Source organism: Streptomyces sp. NPDC001222, assembly GCF_042896945.1.
GTDB classification, from domain to species: Bacteria; Actinomycetota; Actinomycetes; order Streptomycetales; family Streptomycetaceae; genus Streptomyces; species Streptomyces gibsoniae.
In genome coordinates this window covers 1-23,401 of the sequence record NZ_JBIAXT010000022.1, presented here as the reverse complement: position 1 = coordinate 23,401, position 23,401 = coordinate 1, and the positions used below count along the sequence as shown (strand labels likewise).

Sequence of the window (23,401 nt, the reverse complement as noted above, 5' to 3'; positions counted from 1 at the left end):
CAGACGGGTCAGTGCCCAGACAACCGCCCTGCCAGGACCGGCTGCTGACACCGACGATGGCCGTATGACCGGCGGCGGTGCTCAGCACCGGACCGCCGGTGTCGCCCTTGCAGATCGCCGCTCCGTCCGGCTTCCCGGCCAGATCGACCGTGGTGCCACCGACATTCTGGGGTGGTGAAGGCGGCGGCGTGTACCTGGTCGGGCACCCACTCGTCGTACGTGCGGCCGTAGCCCGCGGCCTGGACCTCGTCGCCCACACCGGGCGCCGTGCCCGCCACCGGGTCCGGGGTGATACCGCTGACCGGCTTGGCCAGTTGAGCCATCACCACGTCCCGGTCCGTACGGGGCGCGAGGTTCACCACCTGCTGAGCGATGCCGCCGATGGTCGCCGTCGTCTTCAGCTTCGGAGCGCCGGGGGCAAGGGGGCCGCCCGGGGTGTCGGTGAAGCAGCTCGCGGCCGTCAGCAGCCACCGCGGAGCCACCAGCGTGGCCGAACAGCCACGCTGGCCGCCGATGTCAAGCCGTGCGGTGGCGGTGGACACCGCGTCAGGAGCCTGCGGGCCCGATACAGCAGCCGCGGGCGTGCCCGACAAGGCGGCGACAGCCAGCGACGTAGCGGCGATCAGACCGGAAGTCCGCGCCGTGCGCGGACGAAAGCCAGACATGAACGTTCCCCGTTTCATGTGAGAGTGGTGAGAAGAAGGGCAGGTCGGTCGGTCAGCCCGTGACGCGCAGTTCCACCAGAACAGTGGACGCACCTCCGGCGGTCCCCTCACCGACGCTCTGATAGCCGTTCTTCGCCACGCTCACCGTCTTGGCCGGCGCCGACGGGTCCCCCTGCGGCTTCAGATCCGCGCTGATCGGATGATCAGCGGTTTCCAGCGCGATGACGTGCGGGAGCTCCAATGTGAGGTAACCGGTCTTGGCGACGGCCTTGAAGCAGTAGGCGCCCTGCGGGTTCCCGCCCTGGCCCTGCACGGTGAGGACCCTGATCTGCTGGGCCGATTCATCACACGCGGCAAGGGTGATGTGCCCGTCCCCCTTGATCAGCCTGATGCCCTTGTCATGCTGGATCTGATCGGCGTTCGGGTAGGCGAAGTCCTCCACCGCGGACGGCGGTGTGTCGTTTCCCGACGGCGGCTGCGGGTCAGCAGAAGCGAGCACCGGCGTGCTCGCCAGCGCCAGGACGGCAGCAAACCCCGCGAGCGGGAGCATCCTGCGGATGTGAGGAGTCACCCGGATTCCTTTCCAGGCACGGGTGACGGCATGACGGAATAACATCTGCAGCCCCCCGGTGCACACAGACGTAAAGCAAAAATAAGTGGTCGACTGTGATCCTAAAACGGCGTCAGAACTAAACCAACGTAATAAGATTCATACACAACCCACGCAACCTACACCGCAGATTTACAGTCAGGGCATGGGCGTAGTCGGCATGGCTGCCGGTATGGGCCAAGTGGCAGCTGACTGGCCGCGATGGCGACTTCAAAAGAAATTTATCGGGCAACTATGACGCAGTTCTGGGTATCAGCCCAACCCGCGATTTGGTGGGTGATGTGTCATGCCGGTGGCACTTCTGTCCTACTGAGAGCAACAGGGCTTCGGCGTAGTCGCATGACGTCCGGTTCGTGATCATCCGAGGCCGAGGAGTGCGAGGGGGCGGCGAGGGTCGCTGGCGTTGCGGCGGAGGCCGACCGCGATGTTCTTCACGTCGGCCGTGCGGAGAGCTGCGATGGCAAGGTTGCGCCAGGTGGCCATCGCACGGGGCGCGTTGCCGGTCCGCAGCTGGGAGGCGTCCTCGGCGAAGGTGGTGTCGCGCACGTGATGCAGGGCCTCGATCGTCCAATGGCCGCGGACGAGTTCGGCGAGCTGGGCCGCGGTGGTCTGCTCGGCGGTCGGACTGGTGACGGCGTAGACCGTCTTGACGGTGGTCTTGCCGGTCTTGCGTTCGGTGCGCCGGCGCTTGATCTGGACAGCCTGGGCGGGCTCCGGGGAAGAGGAGGCCCGATTCCGATGACGACTCGTCCTCGAACGGCAGCTCCGGCTCCAGCTTGGGCGGAAACAAGTCGCCGGCTGCTGGCTCGTCCTCATCGGGCAGCTCCACTACGACGGAGTTGTGCAGCATCCGATCCAACGCCGGTAACTGCTACCACGCCGGCCAGTTCTGTCGGAAGCTCGACGTGGGGGAGACGACCACGGACGCAGCAGGACGTGAGATCACCTGCGACTATGAGGCTGGCGCGAATCGCTGGCATTGCTGACAACGCGATGACCGGTCGCGACTTGATACCTGTGAAATTCGCTGTAGGGAACTGGCCGTTCATGGCTACGCCGTTGCGACCTCGGGTGCTGACAAGCTTGGGGACGTGGGCCGGTGATCTCGCCGTACACCCCTGCCGTCGGCAGGACCACCACAACGCGGGTGATCAAGGGTCCCATCGTGCGGTGCCCGTCCCATTCTCTCTGGGGACACGTAGCGGGCACGAGGACACGCGCCTGCCGCGCCAGCCGTTGGCGTACGCCAACCCGTACGTCAACAGCAGCGCACATCGGCGGCCCACCCCGGTGTCCCACGACCTGTGTGATCGGCCCACCTGCCGCCAGGACTCGGAGGGCGCCGGCTTTCACGGAGCCCAGACGACGATGGCGACATTCGCCAGGATCCACAGCGCGGCGACGGCAAGCATCGAACCGTTGACCAGCCGGGACCGTCGCCGCGCCACGGCGGCGACCTCTTCGGCGCTCCTGCCTTCAGGGCGCGGACAGTCCCGCCATCGGCCTGTCCCCACCCAGACCGCCGCGAGGCCCAAGCCGATCCAGACTGTCCAGTTTCCCAACTCAACACTGAGTTGGTACGCCTCCACTTGCGGGCTCCTCTCGTCGGCGCGGTGGGGGAGCCTAGCGCGGCGACGGAACAACACATCGCCGTGGGCCCTGTGGCCATCTTCTGGCCAGGAGCCCATCCGCACCGCGGCGGTGAGATCAAGGCCGTTCGCGAAGAAGCCCGGGTGGGGCAGGTCGGTGGCCCGGTGCCGCCGGTCGATCACCGTGTTGCAGGCCTCGCGGGCCTCGTCGTACGCCGCGTTCTCGGCGGTGATGACCGGCCCGCGCAACGCCGTTCGAGCCCCCTGCCCCCTGCCACGTCGTGAAGTCCATGGTGCAGATCCCGACTACGTACCGGACGCACCGCCCGACTGGGCATGAGCGGTCGTCAGCGGGTCGCCCTGACACCGGCGGACCGCTCTGGGCAGGGTCCTCTCAACAACCGGGCAGGCAGGGGCAGGTGAGGTCCTCCGCCGGTTCCACAAACCCCTTGCTCCCGTGTCGGAGGCAGGCACTAGAGTTCGATGTGTTGCGTGATGTTCACAGCAACCGTACAAAGAGCGGGGCCGGCCTCCGGATATCCGGGGCAGCGAGGCCACGCCATTCCCTGGGGGGAATCCAGCAGTGAGAACACGCTCTTTGGTGTCGGCGGCCGTGTCCGCCGCACTGGGCGCCGCACTCCTCGCCGCGCCCGCGCTGGCGTACGCGGCGGACGGCGACACGCCCGGGCAGGACCCGGCGGCCACCGCGACCACAAACCCGACGGCCGATTCGACGCCGGCGGACACGCCCACCAGCTCCCCGTCCGACACTCCTTCGGACACCCCGACCCCGTCCAACCCGCCCATCGGCGAACCGTCGGACACTCCGGCCCCCGCCGATCCGACCCCGTCCGACCCGCCCTCCGGCGACCCGACGCCCGACCCGAGCGGCAGCGCGCCCGCCGACGGCACCAGCGCCCCGGTGTTCGGCAGCGTCGGCTCCGACCCTTCCGACGCCGGCTTCCTGACGGTCGCCGTCTCCTCCGACTCGGCGATCACCAAGGTGTCCGCCGACCTCACCGAGCTGCACGGCGCGAACCCGGCGACCGTCGCAGTCACCGGCTTCACGCTCGTCTCCGGCACGCCGCAGGACGGTGTCTGGCGCTCGCCGCGCATGTCGCAACTGCCTTCGTACGGCAGCTACCACGTGACGGTCAGCGCCCAGGACAGCGACGGTGACAGCACATCGGCGGCGGACGCCACCACCGTGGACGTCGAGCCGAAGCCGGTCTTCGCCGACCGCAGCATCAGCCCCGCCGTGCTGGACGTTGAGCACACGCACGTCATGCTCAGCGGCCGCATCTCGCTCTTCGACCCGATCACCGGCGACACCTCGCCGCTGGCCGGCAAGGCGCTGAGTGTGACGGCCGAGAACGCCTACAGCACCGTCACCGCCGCCGACGGCAGCTACGCGATCGACGTGGCGCCGCGGCTGAACGGCGAGAACGCCACGTCCGTGCCGGTCTCGCTCTCCTTCTGGATCGCCAACCCCGACGGCACGAGCACCTATGTGCTCGTCGACAGCAAGAACCTGCCGGTCGTGGTCAGCCCGAGCCGGATTCGGCTGGACCACTCCAGCGTGCAGATCAAGTTCGGCGCCAAGGCGTCCTCGTCCGGTGTCGTGGAGTACCTGTACGACGGCACCTGGCGCCCGGCCAAGGGCGTCGCGCTCGACATGGGCTACTACGCCACGGCGACCAGCGGTGCCGGCGGCCGCTTCACGCTCACCGACCCGTACATGCCGTACGACGACAGCACGTACACGGTGGAGACGAGCCGGGACAGCTACCTGGCCGACCCGTATCTGACCGCCTCGCACACGCAGTTCAAGGTCGACGTCATCAACCGGACGAACATCTGCTTCTGTTCGAGCTGGATCGACGAGTACTCCGACCTGCACATCCAGGGCAGCATGAACGGCAGCAACGGAAAGGTGCCGCCGAACCGGAAGCTGTATCTCCAGCAGTCGGCCGACGGCAAGACCGGCTGGAAGTCGCTCGGCTGGTTCAACACGAAGTCCGACGGCACCTTCGACCTCGCCGGGTACGTGTCGGTGCCGAAGGGCTACTGGCGGCTGTACTCGGCGGGGTCGTCGGACTACCAGTCCGGCTACTCCAACTCCGTGCACTTCAACCGCACCGCCACCAGGATCACCGGCTTCAACGCCGGTCCCGAGCCGGTGCGCAAGGGCCACACCGTGACCGCCACCGGCACCTTGCAGCGGCTGAGCGGCACGAAATGGGTGGCGTTCGGCAAGCAGCGTGTCTACATCCTCTTCCAGGCCAAGGGCAAGAAGTCCTGGACGCAGTTGGGCTCCGTCAAGAGCGACTCGCACGGCCACTTCACCGCCCGCTTCACCGCGAAGCAGGACGGCACCTGGGTCGGGGTCTACCTCGCGTCCGGCTCCTACGTGGACGCCGAGAGCTACCACGACTACGTGGACGTGCGCTGAGCGGCCTTTTCCGACGACCACCGCGAAGGGCGCACCGGCAACCTCCGGTGCGCCCTTCGCCATTGCGGCCCTCGGCCACGCGCCACGAGGAGCTCCGCCTTCATCCGGTCCGCATCCGGGTGAACGGAGTGCGCGACGCCCAGCCGAAGAGCCCGGAGGTGTCGGTGTTGCGCCCTGCGGTGGAGCCGATGCCCACGCGGACATCCAAGGTCACACCCGGCCGGAAGGTGCTGCCGGCGGCATCAGCGACCCAGTCACGCGCGCCTGACGGCAAGCGGCTTGTCCGGCACCAGGGCACGGGATGGTCCTGCGCCGGGAAAGGGACGGGGCCCGGTGCCGATCCCGCGCAGGTTGCGGCAGGACCAGGTCCGCCGTCCCTCGCGCACGAAGGACGGCGGACCACATGTGGCGCTGTGTACGGCTAGTTGGTGAAGTACAGGTACTTCCAGGAGCCGTACGTCGTCGTGTTCACGGTGTCGCCGGACGCGCCGTCGATGTACGAGGACCGCATCCGCGCCTTGACGCCGGAGTTGCCGGGGGCCGGGATGCGGACGACGGACTTGCCGTCCTTGCCCAGGCTGAAGTAATCGGAACCGCCCGACTGCCACTTGCCGTTGACGTAGACCTGCAGTTCGAGGCGCTGCTTGCGACCCGGGTAGTAGGTCATGGTCGTGGTGAACTGGGGCCCGACGTTCTTGTGGAACCAGTAGTAAAGGGTCGTGCCGATCTTCGCCGTCTTGTACTGCCGGGAGACCGCGAGGGAGTCGGCCACGTGCGCGTACGCCGTGGACCTCACCGTCTTGGCCGCGGTGCGGGTGTCGCCTTTGAAGACGGCGGTGACGTCCGTGTCCCGGACCATGTTGATGGTCACGGAGAGGTTGCCGCCCGAGTCGACGGTCCCGCTCTTCACCAGCTTGTTGGGCTTGTCGGCGCCGTAGGGGTTGGCCCAGATCTCGACCGTGCGGTTCTTGTACGTCGAGCCGAGGTGCGCGGTGAAGGTGACGGCCTTGTTGTAGTCGTACACCTTGCCGTTGTTGTTCAGGGTTACGCTCGGCGTCGCGAAGGAGACCTTGACCTGAGCGGTGGCGGTGGCCGCCGCGTGGGTGCCGTCGCCCGCGTAGGAGACCTTGTAGGTGGCGGTGCCGCCGGCGTGCGGGGTGTCGGTGAAGGAGTACGAGCCGTCGGCCTGCACGGTGACAGCCGGCAGCGCCGTGCCCTTGGGGTTCTCCGCGTCGGTGCGGACGACTGTCAGCCTGGTGTCGGCGGGCAGCTGCGTCGATGTCGACAGCGTGCCGGAGACGGTGAGCTGCTTGCCGCCGGTCGCGGTGGACGGGGCGTGCACCGTCAGGGTGGGCTGCTCCAGCGTCGGGTTGCCGAGCGGGGTGACGACCCAGCCGCTGTTGGTGCCGACGAGGGCGAACAGCTCGGTGGAGTCCGGGGACCAGGCCAGCGGGGTCTTCGCCCCGTTGGAGCCGGTGTTGTAGGTACGGATCGGCACGGTGTCATCCGGCCGGTACACCGACACCGTGCCGCCGTTCGCCTGCGCGACCAGCCCGTTCGCGGCGATGTCGGCGTCGGTCCCGGCCGGATAGGCGCCGTCGGCCGTGAACGTGCCGTTCGCGTACGCCTGCCGCTCGGTGCCGTTGACCAGCACGTGGGTGCCGCCGGGCACCAGGTCGATGTCCCGGATGCCGCTGTTGAGCGAGTAGTTGCCCTGGTGGAACGCGACCTGCTGCGGCGCGCCGGAGGAGACGTCGAGGACGGCCATCGAGTCGGTGGACAGGCCGGTCTCACCGACGGCGAGGACGCCGGGCTGGCCGGGGTCCGTGTCGAGCAGCGCCTGACCCCAGAGCTTGTTGGTGTACTGGTCCGTCGTCACCGTGCCGGCGCCGGCCGGGTCGACCGAACCGAGGTTGCCGTCCCACTGGTCGCCGTAGGTGAACCACACCTTGCCGGCGGACACGGCCACATGGGTCGGACCGGTGGTGGTGGGCACGGTGTAGCGGGTCTTGACGTTCAGGGTGGCCGCGTCCAGCGCCACGATCTGGTGGTTGCCCGAGGCGGCCGCGTACAGCGTGCTGCCGTCGTCGGACAGGGCGAGGTCGGTGACGTCGGTGATGCCGTCCGCCTCGCCGACCTGGTTGCCGTTGTAGTCGGCGGCGTAGACCTTGCCGGTCTCGGCGTCACCGACGAAGACCCGGCCGATCGCGCCGTCGACGACGAAGCCGCCGACCGCGTACACGGAGGCGGGAGCCGCCGAGGCCGTACCGGCCGCCACGACGCTCAGCGCTGCCGAGCTGAAGAGAACCGCAAGCGCCGTCGCGGTTGAGATGCTGCGCCTACGCATAGTTGTGTAACCCCCACGAGGAGTCCCGGCCTGAGGCCGGGAGCCGATGGCGTCGCGCATCGCCCAAACGTGACCGAAACTGTGCGGTGGTGATCGGGGCGCGGTTGCCAGCGGCAGCGTATGTCATGGGTGTGACAGTCGATGCGCGAGATTGGTTGTGCGGTAGGGACAGCAACATTCGTTGACGGGCGACAACTCGGCTCACCACGACGCCCGGTGGGTGTGATGACCACCGGGTGACCCTCCACCAGGGCTTCACAGGCGGCTCCCGAACGGCAGTTGGCCGAACGAGCCCGGGTGCAGGCCCGCGCCCACCGGATGACGGCCCTGCTCCTTGCCGCAACCGCCATCGGCCTGTTGATCGCGGGCGCGACAGTCGGTCATGCCCCGACGGCGTATCCCGTACCGGCACTCATCGCCGTCCTCGCAGTGCACTGGCTGATGCCGCTGTGGGTGACCGGCCTGACGGCTGAGGACGAACCAGCCGAAGACGACGCCCCCGCGACCAACCCCGATCGCCCCGAGGAGGCGGTGTCGGTCAAGGGCCGCGTCCGCCGGGGAGGTCTTGCTCGTCGACTGACGCGGTCCGACGGTCCTTCCGTCAGTGGGGCTCGAGTTCGTCGACGCCCAGGCCGCGGTCGGCGCCGTGGGGGACGACGTACTGGCCCGGCTCCAGGTCGAGGCGTTTGCCGTCGAGGTGGACCTCGGTCTTGTCCGGTTCGAAGGAGACCAGGTCGGTGATCCGGTCGACCTGCCGGTAGGCGTCGGGGTACGCCCGGGCGGCGCGGTGGGCGTCGCCGATGTCGTAGTAGTCGCACAGGCCCTTGTAGGGGCAGAAGGTCTGGCCTTCCACGGGGCGTAGCCGGGTCTCGTCGATGTCGGCGCGGGGGACGTACCAGCGTGGGGCGAATCCGGACTCGTAGAGGACGACGGGGTGCTCGGAGCGGGCGATGACGGTGTCGTCCAGGCGGACTTCGAGGCTGCGGGAGGTCTCGCGGATGTCGATGCGGTGGTAGGGGTCCGCGGCGTGGCCGAGGATACGTTCGTCCTCTTCGTAGAACGCGTCCATCGCGCGCCAGGCGAAGGCGATACGGCCCTGGAGTTCGGCGGCGTGCCCGGGCAGAGCAGTGAACTCCCAGGCGGCGCGTTCGGTGGTGCGGTCGCCCGCGCGCGCCGCGTACCAGGCGGTGTCGCCGAGGTCCTTGTGGTGGGTGACCTTCCCGGACGCGACCAGGGCCTGTTCGTCGACGTCCTCGCGGGGGAAGTAGGCGACGGGGTAGCGGCCCGGTTCGTGCAGCAGGAGGACGTGCTCGCTGTCCGCGATCCAGGTGGCGTTGAACCTCACGCGCATACGGCGGCGCAGCGGCTCGGCGAACAGGAGGCGTTCGGGCAGGGGCTCAGGGGTGAGGAAGTGTCCGATCGCGCCGGCGGAGAGGGGGCCTTGCTGCCAGGACAGTCCCATGGCGGTTCCTTCCGGGGGCGGGACGGTGGGTGTCGTCGGGGGTCAGGGGAGGACGCGGGCGAGGAAGCCGCGGATGTGCTCGGTGATGGTGTCGAGGTGGCTCTCCAGGGCGAAGTGCCCGGAGTCCAGCAGATGGATCTCGGCATCGGGCAGGTCCTGGGCGAACGCCGTGGCGCCGTCGGGGCGGAAGATCTCGTCGTTTGCGCCCCAGACCGCCAGCAGCGGGACCCGGGAGTCACGGAAGTACTGGTGGACCTGCGGGTAGAGGTCCACGTTGGTGGGATAGTCGCGGAAGAGCCCGAGCTGGATCTCGTCGTTGCCGGGGCGGTCCAGCAGTGCCTGGTCGTGGACCCAGTTGTCGGGGCTGACCAGGCTCGGGTCGGCGACGCCGTTCAGGTACTGCCAGCGGGTGGTCTCGGGGGTCAGGGCGCCCCGCATGGCGGCCTCGTTGTCCGGTGCGGGGTCCTCGGCGTAGGCGAAGACGCCGTCCCAGAAGGGCTTCACGAAGCCCTCCTCGTAGGCGTTGCCGTTCTGGGTGATGATCGCCGTGACGCGGTCCGGGTCCTGGAGGGCGAGCCGCCAGCCGATGGGGGCGCCGTAGTCCTGCACGTACAGCGCGAACCGGTCGATGCCCAGGTGGTGGAGCAGGCCCGCGGTGACCTCGGTGAGGGCCTCGAAGGTGTACGGGAAGTCCTGCGGGGCGGGCATCGCGGACTGGCCGAAGCCGATGTGGTCCGGGGCGATCACGTGGTAGCGGTCGGCGAGCGCCGGGATCAGGTGGCGGAACATGTGCGAGCTGGTCGGGAAGCCGTGGAGGAGTACGACGGCGGGTGCCGCAGGGTCGCCGGCCTCCCGGTAGAAGACGTCGAGACCGTTGACGGGGGCGGTGCGGTGGTGGACTTCGGGGGCCATATCCCTAACCTCTCTGGATGCCTTTACTGGTTATTCATCCAGTCGAGCACGCCTCACCTAACCTGTCAAGGTTGTTTTTAAGGTTAGATCGAGGGGTGCCACCCCCACCCCAGCCTCCGCCCGTGGATGGTCGGCAGCCAGCGCAGCCGCACAGTCCCCCGCGCGGCCGGGTAACCTGTCTAGGAGGCTTATGCGGTTAGGAGGCGTGGTGACGGGCGACCGGGAACAGGAGCGGGCGCGGCAGGACGTTCTGCTGGAGCTCCTCAACAGCACGCCGGTGGTCGACGGTGTGGTGCAGGACCAGCTGGCAGATCCGGCAGTGGCCAGGTCCTGGCAGCAGGCCCACGGCGGCAGCGGTACGGCCGAGGAGCGCCGGCATCTTCTTCAGGCGCGTGACGCCCTGCAGGACGTGGTGCGCGGCGCCCGGCCCGCAGCGTCGCTGGCCCCGCTCCTGAAGGACGTCACGTCCCGTCCGCACCTCCTGGCCGCAGGGGTGTCGTGGGAGCTGGACGCCCCTGCGGAGCGCCGGATGGCGGTGGAGGCGGTCATGGCGTGGAGCGGGCTCCAGGAGGCGATGCCCGGCCGGCTGCGAGCGTGCGCCAACCCGGAGTGCCGGCTGTTCCTCATCGACCGCAGCAAGACCAACAAGGGCCGCTGGTGCTCGATGGCCGTCTGCGGCAACCGTATGAAGGCAAGGCGCCACTACCAGCGAACCCGCGACACCGCAGGCGAGCGACACCTTCGGGAATGACCTCCGGCGGGTACTCTGTGCGATCGTCCGGGTGCGGCGCGACACGATCCGTCGCCTTGCGTCGTGCGCGGTCAGCGGGTTCCCTCAGGAAAGTGGGGGCTCGGCGCAGGAGGTCCGCGATGGCGACGCTGTTGTCCGTCAACGTGGGGATGCCCAAGGACGTCCCCTGGCAGGGCAGGACCGTTCGCACCGGGGCCTGGAAGTCCCCTGTGCACGGCTCGCGGATGGTGCGGCGGCTGAATGTCGAGGGTGACGGGCAAGGCGATCTGGCCGGGCACGGCGGTGAGATTCGTGCCGTTCTCGTCTACCAGTTGCAGTCCTATCAGTACTGGCAGAAGCAACTCGGCCGGGACGACCTGGCGTTCGGCGCCTTCGGGGAGAACTTCACCGTCGACGGCCTGCCCGACGACGAGGTGTGCATCGGTGATCGTTACCGCATCGGCGAGGCCGAGTTCGAGGTCACCCAGCCGCGCGTCACCTGTTATCGCGTCGGGATGCGCCTGGGCGAACCCACCATGGCCGCCCTGCTGGTCGCCCACCACCGTCCCGGCTTCTATCTGCGTGTTCTCAGCGAGGGGCGCGTCCAGGCCGGTGACGAGATCGCCCTGATCCGCAAGGGTCCCGAAGAACTCAGCGTCGCCGACACCGACGCGCTGCTCTACCTCCCCGACCGCGACCCCGCGAAGCTGCGCAAAGCGCTGAACATCCCCGCCCTCAGCCCCGGATGGCAGCAGTCCTTCCGCGAACTCGCCGCCACGCGGCAGCCCCAGCAGGAACCGGGCTGGCCTGGCGAACTCACCGCCTGCCGGCAGCCCAGGGAAGAACCGGGATGGCCGGGCTTCAAGACCATGCGCGTCGCCCGTATCGTCCCCGAGACCCCGGCCGTCTCGTCGGTCTATCTCGACACCACCGACGGCACACCCCTGCCCGAGGCCTGCGCCGGACAGTACCTCTCCCTCCGTCTCGCCGTCGGCGAAGCGGCCCCCGCCGTGCGCAGCTACTCCCTGTCCTCCACCCCCACCGCGGGCACCTATCGCATCAGCGTCAAGCACGAGCCCCACGGGAAGGTCAGCGGCTTCATCCACAGCACGCTGCGCCCCGGGGATCTCGTGGACGTCGCCAGCCCACGCGGGACGTTCGTGCTCGAAGGGGGCACCCGCCCGGTCGTCCTCGTCTCCGCGGGGATCGGCGCCACTCCCGTACTCGCCATGCTCCACCAGCTCGCCGCGGCACGGGACACACGCCCCCTCTGGTGGATCCACATCGCCCACGACCGCGCCCATCACGCCTTCGCGGACGAGGTCCGGGCGCTCCTGGCCCAACTCCCCCACGCCCACCGGCACATCTACTACACCGCGGAGGCCGCCCTCCGTCCCGGCGAGCCCGACGTCACCCAGGGCCGCCCGGCCCCTTCGTCACTCGCGGCCATGGGCATCCCCACCGACGCCGACGCCTACCTCTGTGGACCGACCGCCTTCATGGACGACTTCGGCGGTCATCTACGGGATCACGGTCTGCGCCCCGAACGGATCCACACGGAACGGTTCAGCGCGCTCCCCGCCATCAATCCCGGCGTGGCGCCCACTGCCGCGGTCCGGCCCCATCTGCCAGCCGGGCCGCCGGGCACCGGCCCTCTCGTCACCTTCGCCCGCAGCGGCGTCACCACCCCCTGGGCACCCGCTCACGGCTCGCTGCTCGATCTCGCCGAGGCCTGTGACATCCCGACCCGCTGGTCCTGCCGTACGGGCGTCTGCCACACCTGCATCACCCACCTTGTGTCGGGCGACATCACCTACACCACCCCGCCGCTCGAACTCCCGGAAGCCGGCACCGTCCTCGTCTGCTGCAGCGAGCCGACCACCGAAGTCGTGCTCGACCTCTAGGGCCTGTCGGCGAACTCCCGCCTGCCCCTCGACGCCATGCACGCATCTGACGCCGCAGGGCCGCCCTCCTGGCGGCGACGCGAGTTTGACGACAGGCCCCCGGCCCGATCAACCGCTGGCTCCCGTCGGCGCCCCACTCAGTGGGCGGCCGACTCCGGTCGGCGCCCGGTCGCAGGGACCGGCCGCGGCGCGGCCGCTCCGGAGACGGAGAAGTGGGGTGGCTGCCGGGGTGAGCGGTGAGTTGAAGCGGGGGCCATGTGCACCGCGGCGCTCGGTACCGGTCCCTCCCCTCGTGGGGACCGGTACCGAACGGCGCGGATCGGCGGGAGGCCGGATCCGTGACCGACGCGACAGCGGTGTCCGGGATGCGTCCCGGTCCCGGCTCCACGGATCGCCTCGGCTCCCGCGGCCAGACCGTCGCCTCCACCCCGTCACTGCGGCGGAAACGACCGAGAACGTGCGTCGTGAGATGACTCTCGAACGCCGGGCCACTGGCTTGTTCCTGACGATGCGCTTTGGTGCGCTCTGGGTCATGATCCTGCCAGTTGGCAGGTCCCCCCGAGGAGGCTTCGATGTCAAACCGGCGGCTTCATCGCAGGTCAGCCATATAAAGTGAGTTTTCCGGTCCGGATGTCCAACTGCGGGGGAAGTAAGGAGAGAAGGCCTTGAGCTCCGACTCAGGGGCACGCACAGCCTTCGCGGAACGTCTCGCGTTGTTGTACAAGGAGGCCGGCAACCCTCCTCTCAAGCGCGTGGCCGAAGCGGTCGACCGACTGCAGCGGGTCGACGAACGGGGGCGACCCGTACGTGTCTCGGCGCAGCGCATCAGCGACTGGCGGCGGGCCAAGAACGTGCCGGCCCAGTTCGCCGCGCTCGCCGCGGTGCTGCACATCCTGATACCCCAGGCGCGGCGCGCACGGCCCGCTGCGGTGTCCAAGGGCCTGTACGACGTGGCCCAGTGGCAGCGTCTGTGGGAGCGGGCGGTGGCCGATCCGGCGGGCGAACGGCCCGATACGGACGCCGAAGAGGAGGAACGGCCTCCGGTCGAGGCCCCGGACGTCACCGGAGTGTGCCCGTACCGAGGTCTGGCCGCGTACCGGCGGCAGGACGCCGGGTGGTTCTTCGGCCGGGAGCGGTGCACTCAGGCGCTCGTCGCCCAGCTCGGCGCGGCGGAGGAGTCCGGCGGGCTGGTCATGCTCGTGGGCGCCTCGGGAGCCGGAAAATCGTCCCTGCTGAACGCCGGTCTGGTGCCCGCGTTGCAGAACCGCGTGCTGAGCGACGAGGGCAGCCGGGCGCGGGAGGTCCTGCAGCTCGTACCGGGAAGCGACCCCCTCGGGGAACTGGTTCGGCAGATTCCGGGACTTGCGCCCGTGGTCGCCGCCGCGAAGGCGACCGTCGCGTCGTCCGTCGTCACACGGGACGCCGCCGCGCGGGATTCCACGCCGCGCGAAGCGCCACGAGAAGCGCTGCGAGAAGCACTACGAGAGACGCCGCGAGAGGGCGCGCGGGAAACGCCGGCGCGAGACGCGGCCTCCAGGGAACCCGTGGCCAGGGACCCCGCGGCCACGGGCCCCGCCCTCAAGGACGCCGGCGCTCCGCACTTCCCGCACGCCGTGCGGGAGGCCGTCGCGGCCTGGGCGGGGCGTGAGGCGTCCCCGTCCGCCCGCCCGGTGCTCATCGTGGACCAGTTCGAGGAGACGTTCACCCTCTGCGCCGACGAGGTGGACAGGGGCATCTTCATCCAGCTGCTCCATGCCGCCTGCTCACCGGCCGGGCCCGGCGAGCGGGCCCCGGTGCAGATACTCCTCGGCATCCGTGCCGACTTCTACGAGCAGTGCCTCAGCCACCCCGAACTGGCCGACGCTCTGCAGCACCGCCATATGCTGCTCGGCCCGCTGACCACCGCGGAGCTGCGCGATGCGGTGACGGGTCCGGCCAAGGCCGTGGGACTCGAACTGGAGCCGGGACTGGCCGAGCTGATCCTCCGTGAGGTGGGTGCGGACGGCCCGCGCGGCACCCACAACGCGGGGGTTCTGCCACTGCTGTCCCATGCTCTGCTCGCCACCTGGCAGCGCCGCAAGGGGGTACGGCTGACGCTGGCCGGTTACCGCGCGGCGGGCGGGATCCAGGGCGCGGTGGCGGCGACCGCCGAGCGGGCCTGGTCCAGTCTGGACCCGGCGGCGCGCACGGCCGCACGGCTGCTCCTGCTCAGGCTGGTGCGGCTCGGGGAGGACACCCAGGCCACCCGTCGCCGGGGCACCCGGCGCCAGTTGTCACAGGAGTCGACGGACCCCGGCAAGACGGAGGAGTCCCTCGAAGCGCTGGTGCAGGCCCGGCTGGTGACCCTCGACGCGGACACCGTGGAGATCACCCATGAGGCGCTGCTCCACGCCTGGCCCCGGCTGCGGGACTGGATCGACGAGGACCGGAACGGCAATCTGCTGCGGCAGCGGCTGGAGGAGGACGGCAGGGCCTGGGAGGTCTCGGACCGGGACAACTCGCTGCTCTACCGCGGCTCCCGGCTCGAACAGGCCCGCGGCTGGGCGGAGTCCGCCGGGGACACCTATCTGACCCGCAGCGCCGTGCAGTTCCTGGCCGCCTCGGTCAGGCTGCGTCGGCGTACGGTCCTGATCAGCCGTGCCGCCGTGGCCGCGCTGGTCGTGCTCGCGGTGCTCGCGGCCGGTTCCGCAGTGGTCGCGTGGCGGCAGCGGGACGACGCCGTGTTCGAACAGGTGCTCGCGGAGGCGGACCGGGTCCAGCACACGGATCCGTCGCTGGCCGCCCAGCTCGACCTGGTCGCACACGACCTGCGGCCGGACGACAAGGGCACGTACAGCAGACTGATCTCGATCGTGAACGCGCCCCTGGCCACTCCCCTACCCGGTCACCACGGCGCGGTGTACCTCACCTCGTTCAGCCCCGACGGCAAGCTCCTGGCCACGGCCAGCTACGACCGGACCGTCCGCCTGTGGAACGTGGCCGACCGCAGCCGCCCCGAGCCGCTGGGCAAGCCCCTCACGGGTCACACGAGCTGGGTGAGCAGTGCCGTCTTCAGCCCGGACGGGCACACCCTGGCCAGCGCCGGGGACGACGGAACGATCCGGCTGTGGGACGTGACCGATCCCGCCCGTCCCGCGTCGCTCGGCGACCCCCTGCCGGGCCATCAGGGCACGATCTATCTGATCGCCTTCAGTCCGGACGGGCACACGCTGGCCTCCGCCGGCGAGGACCGCAGCGTACGCCTGTGGAACGTGGCCGACCCGCGCAAACCGAAGCCGCTCGCCTCACTGGGCGGTCACACGGCCGCCGTGCGCTGCGTGGCGTTCAGCCCCGACGGGCGCACACTCGCGGCGGGGGGCGACGACGACACCATCCAGCTGTGGAACATGGCCGATCCACGCCGGCCCGGGCGGCTGCGGACGCTCACCGGCCACACGGACCTGGTGCACTCGGTGGCCTTCAGCCCCGACGGGCAGACGCTCGCCAGCGGCAGCGCCGACGACACCATCCGGCTGTGGAACGTCTCCGACCCCAAGCACGCGGAATCGATCGGCTCGCCGCTCACCGGCCACACGGGGGCCATCTGGTCCGTGGCCTTCAGCCCCGACGGGGGGCGGCTCGCCGCAGCGAGCGCGGACAGCACGGCGAGTCTGTGGAACGTCAGTGATCCGAACTGGCCCTCGCAGGTCGGGGAGCCGCTCGCGGGCGGCAGCGGCGAGATGTACGCCCTGGGGTTCAGTCCGGACGGCCGGACGCTCGCCACCGGCAGTGGTGACAGCAAGGTCCGTCTGTGGTCGACCCCGACCTCGGACATGGCCGGCCGCAACGGGGTGTTCCGCCCGGACGGCGAACTGCTCGCCACCGTCGCGAACGACGGCAGGATCCGGCTGTGGAACGTGGCGGTCCCCGGCCGCCCCCAGCTCATGAGCAAGCCCTTCATGCCCGCCGACGGCGGCCAGCGGTCGCTGGTGTTCTCCCCCGACGGCCGTACGCTCGTGGTGCTGACCGACAAGGAGTCGGTGTACCTGTGGAACGTCACCGATCCGACCCACCCGGTCGCCACCGGGCCGCGCCTGCCCCTGCGGACCCGGTTCATGGGGTCGTACGCACTGGCGTACAGCCCTGACGGACGGATCCTGGCCACCGCCTACGACCAACGCACCATCCAGCTGTGGGACGTCAGCGACCTCTCCCGCGCCGTCGCGCTCGGCAAGCCGCTCACCGGGCACCGGGGCTTCATCAACGCCCTCGCCTTCAGCCCGGACGGGCATACGCTCGCCAGCGGCAGCGCGGACAGCACCGTACGGCTGTGGGACGTGACCGACCCCGCTCACGTGGCACCGCTCGGCGGGCCGCTCACCGAGCACTCCGGGCCGATCAACGCGCTCGCCTACAGCCCCGACGGCCATACGCTCGCCAGCGGCAGCGACGACGACACCGTACGGCTCTGGAACGTCACCGACCCGCCCGCGGCGAGCGAGCTGGGTCCCCCGCTCACCGGCCACACCGAGGCGGTCACGTCGCTGACGTTCAGCAGGTCCGGCCAGACCCTGGCCAGCGGCGGCAACGACAACACCGTACGGCTCTGGGACGTCGACCGGCCGCAGTCGGCCACCCCCATCGGCCAGTCGATGAGTCCCAACGCCAAGACGGGCAACTTCCTGTCCTTCAGCCCCAACAGCCATGTGCTCGGGGTGTCGAGCGGCTCGGACACGATCCGTCTGTGGCGCCTGGACTCCGACGAGGCGATCCAGCACATCTGCTCGGTCACCCGAGGCGTGCTGACCCCGCAGCGGTGGCACGAGTATCTGCCCCGGCTCTCGTACAAACCGCCCTGCGGCGGGTGAGGGAGCCGGGCGGCCCACGGGCGGTTTCCACGTGATCCCGCTCACAACTCACCGCTACGGCCGAGCAGTCGGCTCCCGCCGCCCGAGCGGCGTTGTTACGCTGGAGCACAGCCCGATCGCTGGTGCATCCCCCGTCGCCAGCGGTCGGGCCTTTCCATGCCTGGGCGCGGGCGCTGCCATGTCCGGGTGCGGGCGCTTTCCGGGACGCGGTTCGGACGCGGTTCGGGACGTGGTTCCCGGCGACCGGCGCGCTCCACCGGCGGGTTCCTTGAGCAGTCGTACGCTGATCTCCGGCCGTCGGCCGGCCCCGCCCGCCGCCGCGCCAGGCCCCAGACCCCGGATCGGGGAGCACCCGTGCCCAAGCCGAACGAGGGGATCGCGGACGATCTCCGGCGCCGCCCGCGCATCGCGGTCGTTCGCGACAACGGGCGCCATCAGTGGGAGAAGAACCGTGCGCGCGAGCCCCTGGCCGAGCGCGCCCGGACCGGCGCCACGGAACACGACACCGGCCTGAGGCGCCAGGACCTCACGATCCGGGCCCGATACCGCGAGATCGAGGCGCCCCGGGAGCTGGCGGAGGCGTTCGGGGTGCCCGAGGGCACCGCGCTCGTCGAACGGACCTACCGGACGCGGTCTGTGGCGGGGTCCGCCCCGTTCGGCCTGGTGACGTCGTATCTGGTCCGCGAACTGGTCGCCGCGAACCCGGATCTCCTGGACGAGCGCAACGAGCCCTGGCCCGGCAGCACCCAGAACCAGCTGTTCACGGTGGGCATCGAGGTGGACCGCGTCGAGGAACGGATCACCGCGCGCCCGCCCACTCCGCAGGAGGCCGAGGAGCTGGAGCTGCCGCCGGGCACGCCGGTGATCCTCCTCCGGAAGACGTCGTACGACATCGACGGCCGCGTGGTGGACGTCTGTGATGTCACGCTGCCCGGCGACCGCACGGAGCTGGTCTTCACCACGCCCCTGGAGAGGTGGTGAGCCGGGTGGCCGGCTCATCGGTCGAAGGGCAGGTCCAGCATCCTGATGGCGTTGCCGCGCAGCAGCTTGTACGTCACGTCGTCGGGCAGTCCGGCCACATGCTCCGCCGCCACCTGCCGGGTGTGTGGCCAGGTCGAGTCGACGTGCGGGTAGTCGGTCTCGAAAGTCGCGTTGTCCACACCGACGGTCTCGATCGCCTCGATGCCGTGCCTGTCGCGGAAGAAACAGCAGAAGATCTGCCGGTAGTAGTACGACGACGGCGGCTCCGGGATCAGGTCCCTGACCCCACCCCAGGCCCGGTGCTCCTCCCACACGTCGTCGGCGCGCTCCAGGGCGTACGGGATCCAGCCCATCTGCCCCTCGCTGTAGGCGAGTTTGAGCCGGGGGAACTTCACGAGGACCCCGGAGAAGAGGAAGTCCATCATGGACGCCATCGCGTTGTTGAAGCTGAGCGACGCCTGGACGGCGGGCGGGGCGTCGGGGGACGCGGCGGGCATCTGCGACGACGACCCGATGTGCATGTTGACGACGGTCCCGGTCTCCTCGCAGGCCGCGAAGAACGGGTCCCAGTAGCCGGAGTGGATCGACGGAAGGCCCAGGTAGGTCGGGATCTCGCTGAAGGTCACGGCCCGGACGCCGCGTGCGGCGTTGCGCCGGATCTCCGCGACGGCCAGGTCGATGTCCCAGAGCGGTATCAGGCACAGCGGGACCAGCCGCCCTCCGCTGTCGCCGCACCACTCCTCGACCATCCAGTCGTTGTAGGCGCGGACACAGGCGAGCGCGACCTCCTTGTCGCCGGCCTCCGCGAAGGTCTGTCCGCAAAAGCGCGGGAAGGTCGGGAAGCAGAGCGATGCCTCGACATGGTTGAGGTCCATGTCCTCCAGCCGGGCCTTGGGGTCCCAGCAGCCGCGCCGCATCTGCTCACGGGTGATGCCGTCGAGGGTCATCTCGTCCCGGGAGAAGCCGACGGCCGCGATGATCCGCTTGTACGGGAACAGCTCGCCCTCGTACTGCCACCAGTCGGTGATCTGGCCTTCCGGGTCGGTGGTGAACCGGTACTTGCCGCCGACGTACCGGAGGTCACCGATGCCGGCGGTGAGGGGCTTCGGCCCCCGGTCCCGGTACTTGGCCGGGAGCCAGGTCTCGAAGAGATGCGCGGGCTCGATCACATGGTCGTCCACGCTGATGACCTTGGGCAGGTCCCTTGTGCTGCCTTCCGTTCCCACTGCCTCTCCCCCTCAGAATCTGACGGAGCGTCAGATTCAAGGTAGACGGCACCTACGGTGGCGGCAAGGGGCGGGGGCACGGGCGGGCCCGGTCACTTCTCCCCGGAGTCCGTCTCGGGGCGGGTCCGGCCGGCCTCCGGGAGTTCGCCCAGTTGCGACCGGGCGTGCAGGATGTCGCCGATGAACAGGTCGTAGACGAGCACCCCGGTCACTCCGCCGACGAGGGGTCCGACGAGGGGGACCCAGAAGTAGTCGCTGAACGACCCCGCGAGGGTGCCGGGCAAAGCGAGGTCCCTCCAGCCCGCGAGCCAGGTGAACAGACGGGGGCCGAAATCCCGGGCCGGGTTGACGGCGTAGCCGGCGTTCGCACCGTAGGACATGCCGATGGCGGCGACCGCGAAGCCGATCACCAGGGGGCCGAGATTGGCCTGCACCGCCGTGTTGCGCCGGTCGACGACCGCCACGATGAACATGACGAGAAAGGCCGTACCGACGATCTGGTCCACGAGCGGGCCCCAGATTCCGCCCTGGTAGTAGGCCGCGGGAAACGTGCCGAAGATGGAGAAGGTGGCGAGGGTGTGCCCATTGGTCTTCGGGCCCGTCATGGTGCGGTCGAAGGTGTTGATCGCGTCGTGGTAGACGGCGTACACCAGCGCGGCCCCGACGAACGCGCCGGCCAGCTGCGACGCCATGTACGGCACCACCTTGAGCCAGGAGAACCCGCGGCGCACCGCGAAGGCCAGCGTCACCGCCGGGTTGAGGTGCGCGCCGCTGACGCCGCCGGCGACGTACACCCCGAAGGTCACGGCGAGCGCCCAGCCCCAGGAGATGAGGAGCCAGTCGCCGGCGCCCAGGAAAAAGGTGGTGGGCCCCGCCGTACGGCCCGAACCCGGCAGCGCGGCGACCGCCATGGCCACCACACCGCACCCGAACGAGACAAGGACACATGTCCCCAGGAATTCCGCGAGGCATTCACCGAAAAGGCCCCCTCGGCTCCTGAGCCGTGAGGGTTTTACCAGGGGCGGAATTTCCACGGCCATGACGAGCCCCCTCAGGGAACGGTCCGGCCCGTGGAGCCGATGCCACCCATCCGGGCCTGCGTATTCGGATGTGACGACCTCCGCATTCCTCGCACGGAACACAGCACGACACAGAGCGGGAACACCACGAGTATGACCCAGAAGACGCACGGATCGCTGCCTTTTCCAGCACGATTACCCGTTCGGATGACACCGGATCGCGAGGGCTGCCGCCGCCTTTTCACGAAAGGCGGCGAAGCCTTTCGGAGCGCCCCTCCCCGAAAGCCTCCCCACGGCAGGTCGCACGGGGAGATCCTGCTCGGAAGCCCTCCCGCCCCTGTGGAACCGGCCTGTTCATAAGGCAGTCTTTCTCCTCGTGGCAGGCGTTCCGCAACAGAACGGGTCGAGCGACGCGGTCGCGCACATGGTGGTGTGCGGGGACGACGGACTCGCGCACCGGCTGGCCGCCGAGTTGCGCGGGGTGTACGACGAGCAGGTGATCCTCGTCGTGCCACCCGCCACACGGGTCGCCCGGCAGCCGGTGGTGGGCCGTGCCCGCGCCTCCGCGCTGCTCGACCGGGTCTCCGCCGCCGTGACGCGTGCGGCGGGCAACGGCAACGGCGACGGCACGGGCGGTCGCGCCGCCGGCGCCGGCGCCGGGGGCGTCCGTACCTCCCAGCCGCCCGGCGCCGTACGCCTGTTGGAGGCCTCGGAGGCCTCCGAGGCCGTGCTCGCCGAGGCCGGGGTGGAGCGGGCCACGGCCCTCGCGCTCGTCTATGACGACGACGAGACCAACATCCGTGCCGCGCTCACCGCCCGCCGTCTCAACCCGCGCCTCCGGCTCGTGCTGCGGCTCTACAACCGGCGGCTCGGGCAGCACATCGAGGCGCTCCTCGACCAGGCGGCGACGCTGGCCTCCGGCGGGACCGACGGGGAGGCCGAGCCGTTCGACGCGTCCACCACCGTCCTGTCCGACGCCGACACCGCGGCGCCCGCCCTGGCGGCGACGGCCGTGGCCGGCACCACCAAGGTGGTGCAGACCGACGGGCTGATGCTGCGGGCCGTGGAACGCCCGCCGCCGCGCCCCGGCGAGGTCGCCGATCCCGGACTGTGCACCCTGGCGCTGCTGTCGGCGACGGCGAGCGACCCTGCCGGCGCCGACGGCTCCGAGGGCAGCGGCGAGCAGGGGCCGCAACTCCTGCCCGACGAACGGGCGATCGCCGCGGCCACCGGACGCGGCACGGTCGTCCTGGAGACCGTCTCCTACGCGGGTCCCGCACTGCCCGCCGGACGCAGTGTCGTCCCCCTGGGCTCGCTGGTCTCACGACGGCTGCGCTGGTCGTTCGCGGGACTCGTCGGCTGTGTCGTGGCGCTGGCCATCGCGTCGATGGCGGTCACCGGGGAACGCCCGCTACGCGCCACGTACTTGACGCTGCTCGATCTGTTCGCGATCAACAATCCGGCCATCGGGGAACCCGCGGGACGTCAGATCCTGCAACTGCTGGCCGGTCTCGTGGGGCTGTTGCTGCTGCCCGTGCTGGTGGCGGCCGTCCTGGAGGCGCTCGGCACCTTCCGCAGCGGGACCGCGCTGCGCAGGCCACCGCGCGGACTGTCCGGCCATGTGGTGCTGCTCGGCGTCGGCAAGATCGGCACGCGGGTGCTCACCCGGCTGCGGGAGCTGAAGATCCCCGTGGTGTGCGTCGAGGGCGATCCGGAGGCTCGTGGCCTCGCCACGGCCCGGCGGCTGCGGGTGCCGGTCGTGCTCGGCGACGTGACACAGGAAGGCGTCCTGGAGGCCGCCAAGATTCACCGGGCGCATGCGCTGCTCGCGCTCACCAGCGCCGACACCACCAACCTGGAAGCCGTCCTCTACGCCCGCTCCGTGCGGCCCGACCTGCGGGTCGTCCTGCGTCTGTACGACGACGACTTCGCGACCGCCGTCTACCGCACCCTGCGCGCCGCCCACCCGCACGCCCTGACCCGCAGCCGCAGCGTGTCGCACCTGGCCGCGCCCGCGTTCGCGGGGGCCATGCTGGGGCGGCAGATCCTGGGGGCGATCCCCGTCGAGCGGCGGGTGCTGCTGTTCGCCGCCGTGGACGTGGCCGGGCATCCGCAGCTGGAGGGGCGGACGGTCGCGCAGGCCTTCCGGGCGGGGGCCTGGCGCGTGCTCGCCCTGGACACCGCGACACCCGGCGAACGGGCCCTGGCGCCGGACCCCGAGACCGGCGGTCCGGGCCGCCCCTCCGGGCTGGTCTGGGACCTGCCGCCCACCTATGTCCTGCGGCCGGAGGACCGGGTGGTCCTGGCCGCTACGCGCCGCGGCCTGGCGGAGCTCCTAGGACGCAGGCGGCGCGAGGGGGCGGGGGCTTAGGCGAGGCGGGGCCCGGGCGGGGCCGGGACTTAGGCGGGGCCGGGGCCCGGGCGGGGCCGGGGGTCAGGCGGGGCCGGGGCTTAGGCGAGGCGGGGCTTAGGCGAGGCGGGGCCCGGGCGGGGCCGGGACTTAGGCGGGGCCGGGGCCCGGGCGGGGCCGGGGGTCAGGCGGGGCCGGGGCTTAGGCGAGGCGGGGCTTAGGCGAGGCGGGGCCCGGGCGGGGCCGGGGCTTAGGCGGGGCCGGGGCCCGGGCGGGGCCGGGGGTCAGGCGGGGCCGGGGCTTAGGC

General features: G+C 70.4%; 15 protein-coding genes and 1 pseudogene. 6 read left to right on the top strand and 10 right to left on the bottom strand.

The window, feature by feature from the left end; genetic code table 11:
• Positions 1-8: 8 nt before the first annotated feature.
• The 4 genes and pseudogenes from ACFY2Z_RS26330 to ACFY2Z_RS26315 all read right to left on the bottom strand — a co-directional run bounded on the left by ACFY2Z_RS26330 (position 9) and on the right by ACFY2Z_RS26315 (position 3,113).
• On the bottom strand, positions 9-542 hold the full coding sequence (locus ACFY2Z_RS26330) for a trypsin-like serine protease (protein ID WP_390746569.1): 534 nt from the start codon (positions 540-542) through the stop codon (positions 9-11).
• A 175-nt stretch (positions 543-717) separates the two neighbouring features.
• Positions 718-1,215 (bottom strand): hypothetical protein, encoded by a 498-nt coding sequence (locus tag ACFY2Z_RS26325; RefSeq protein WP_390746568.1) that lies wholly within the window; start codon positions 1,213-1,215, stop codon positions 718-720.
• Between the two features lie 576 nt (positions 1,216-1,791).
• Positions 1,792-2,091: pseudogene (locus ACFY2Z_RS26320) on the bottom strand (hypothetical protein); the annotation flags it as partial.
• Between the two features lie 533 nt (positions 2,092-2,624).
• A complete protein-coding gene (locus ACFY2Z_RS26315) occupies positions 2,625-3,113 on the bottom strand; it encodes a hypothetical protein (RefSeq protein ID WP_390746567.1) in 489 nt (162 codons plus the stop codon).
• A 364-nt stretch (positions 3,114-3,477) separates the two neighbouring features.
• On the opposite strand from ACFY2Z_RS26315, the gene ACFY2Z_RS26310 reads away from it, so the two are divergent.
• Positions 3,478-5,316 (top strand): hypothetical protein, encoded by a 1,839-nt coding sequence (locus ACFY2Z_RS26310; protein ID WP_390746566.1) that lies wholly within the window; start codon positions 3,478-3,480, stop codon positions 5,314-5,316.
• A gap of 421 nt (positions 5,317-5,737) precedes the next feature.
• On the opposite strand, the gene ACFY2Z_RS26305 is transcribed toward ACFY2Z_RS26310, so the two are convergent.
• The 4 genes from ACFY2Z_RS26305 to ACFY2Z_RS26290 form a co-directional block, all read right to left on the bottom strand.
• Positions 5,738-7,663, bottom strand: a complete 1,926-nt coding sequence (locus ACFY2Z_RS26305; protein ID WP_390746565.1) for a YncE family protein — start codon at positions 7,661-7,663, stop codon at positions 5,738-5,740.
• A gap of 255 nt (positions 7,664-7,918) precedes the next feature.
• Positions 7,919-8,047 carry a hypothetical protein gene (locus ACFY2Z_RS26300; protein WP_390746564.1) on the bottom strand — a complete coding sequence of 43 codons (129 nt, stop codon included), beginning with the start codon at positions 8,045-8,047 and terminating at the stop codon, positions 7,919-7,921.
• Positions 8,048-8,264: 217 nt separating this feature from the next.
• Positions 8,265-9,125: a DUF427 domain-containing protein gene (locus tag ACFY2Z_RS26295; protein ID WP_390746563.1), complete on the bottom strand. Its 861-nt coding sequence runs from the start codon at positions 9,123-9,125 to the stop codon at positions 8,265-8,267.
• Between the two features lie 42 nt (positions 9,126-9,167).
• Positions 9,168-10,037, bottom strand: a complete 870-nt coding sequence (locus tag ACFY2Z_RS26290) for an alpha/beta fold hydrolase (RefSeq protein WP_390746562.1) — start codon at positions 10,035-10,037, stop codon at positions 9,168-9,170.
• A 208-nt stretch (positions 10,038-10,245) separates the two neighbouring features.
• Between ACFY2Z_RS26290 and ACFY2Z_RS26285 the strand changes: the two genes are divergently transcribed.
• The 4 genes from ACFY2Z_RS26285 (at position 10,246) to ACFY2Z_RS26270 (ending at position 18,499) form a co-directional block, all read left to right on the top strand.
• Positions 10,246-10,788, top strand: coding sequence for a CGNR zinc finger domain-containing protein (locus ACFY2Z_RS26285; protein WP_390746561.1), 543 nt, complete (start codon positions 10,246-10,248; stop codon positions 10,786-10,788).
• A 119-nt stretch (positions 10,789-10,907) separates the two neighbouring features.
• Positions 10,908-12,671: an MOSC domain-containing protein gene (locus ACFY2Z_RS26280; RefSeq protein WP_390746560.1), complete on the top strand. Its 1,764-nt coding sequence runs from the start codon at positions 10,908-10,910 to the stop codon at positions 12,669-12,671.
• Positions 12,672-13,336: 665 nt separating this feature from the next.
• The gene (locus ACFY2Z_RS26275) at positions 13,337-17,518 is read left to right on the top strand and encodes an AAA family ATPase (RefSeq protein WP_390746559.1); all 4,182 of its coding nucleotides are present in this window, start codon (positions 13,337-13,339) and stop codon (positions 17,516-17,518) included.
• A gap of 354 nt (positions 17,519-17,872) precedes the next feature.
• Entirely contained in the window at positions 17,873-18,499 is a 627-nt protein-coding gene (locus ACFY2Z_RS26270) for a GntR family transcriptional regulator (protein ID WP_390746558.1), read from the top strand.
• 14 nt (positions 18,500-18,513) lie between these two features.
• Here the strand turns inward: ACFY2Z_RS26270 and ACFY2Z_RS26265 are convergent, their stop codons facing one another.
• Positions 18,514-19,725 (bottom strand): amidohydrolase family protein, encoded by a 1,212-nt coding sequence (locus ACFY2Z_RS26265; RefSeq protein WP_390746557.1) that lies wholly within the window; start codon positions 19,723-19,725, stop codon positions 18,514-18,516.
• 92 nt (positions 19,726-19,817) lie between these two features.
• Positions 19,818-20,765 (bottom strand): MIP/aquaporin family protein, encoded by a 948-nt coding sequence (locus ACFY2Z_RS26260; protein ID WP_390746556.1) that lies wholly within the window; start codon positions 20,763-20,765, stop codon positions 19,818-19,820.
• A gap of 403 nt (positions 20,766-21,168) precedes the next feature.
• On the opposite strand from ACFY2Z_RS26260, the gene ACFY2Z_RS26255 reads away from it, so the two are divergent.
• Entirely contained in the window at positions 21,169-23,115 is a 1,947-nt protein-coding gene (locus ACFY2Z_RS26255) for an NAD-binding protein (protein WP_390746663.1), read from the top strand.
• Positions 23,116-23,401 lie beyond the last annotated feature (286 nt).

Bases quoted from the DNA above. Each gene is read 5' to 3' on its own strand.
- ACFY2Z_RS26325 (WP_390746568.1), bottom strand. From the start codon at position 1,215: ATGCTCCCGCTCGCGGGGTTTGCTGCCGTCCTGGCGCTGGCGAGCACG.
- ACFY2Z_RS26305 (WP_390746565.1), bottom strand. From the start codon at position 7,663: ATGCGTAGGCGCAGCATCTCAACCGCGACGGCGCTTGCGGTTCTCTTC.
- ACFY2Z_RS26300 (WP_390746564.1), bottom strand. From the start codon at position 8,047: ATGACCGACTGTCGCGCCCGCGATCAACAGGCCGATGGCGGTTGCGGC.
- ACFY2Z_RS26295 (WP_390746563.1), bottom strand. From the start codon at position 9,125: ATGGGACTGTCCTGGCAGCAAGGCCCCCTCTCCGCCGGCGCGATCGGA.
- ACFY2Z_RS26290 (WP_390746562.1), bottom strand. From the start codon at position 10,037: ATGGCCCCCGAAGTCCACCACCGCACCGCCCCCGTCAACGGTCTCGAC.
- ACFY2Z_RS26280 (WP_390746560.1), top strand. From the start codon at position 10,908: ATGGCGACGCTGTTGTCCGTCAACGTGGGGATGCCCAAGGACGTCCCC.
- ACFY2Z_RS26260 (WP_390746556.1), bottom strand. From the start codon at position 20,765: ATGGCCGTGGAAATTCCGCCCCTGGTAAAACCCTCACGGCTCAGGAGC.
- ACFY2Z_RS26255 (WP_390746663.1), top strand. From the start codon at position 21,169: ATGGTGGTGTGCGGGGACGACGGACTCGCGCACCGGCTGGCCGCCGAG.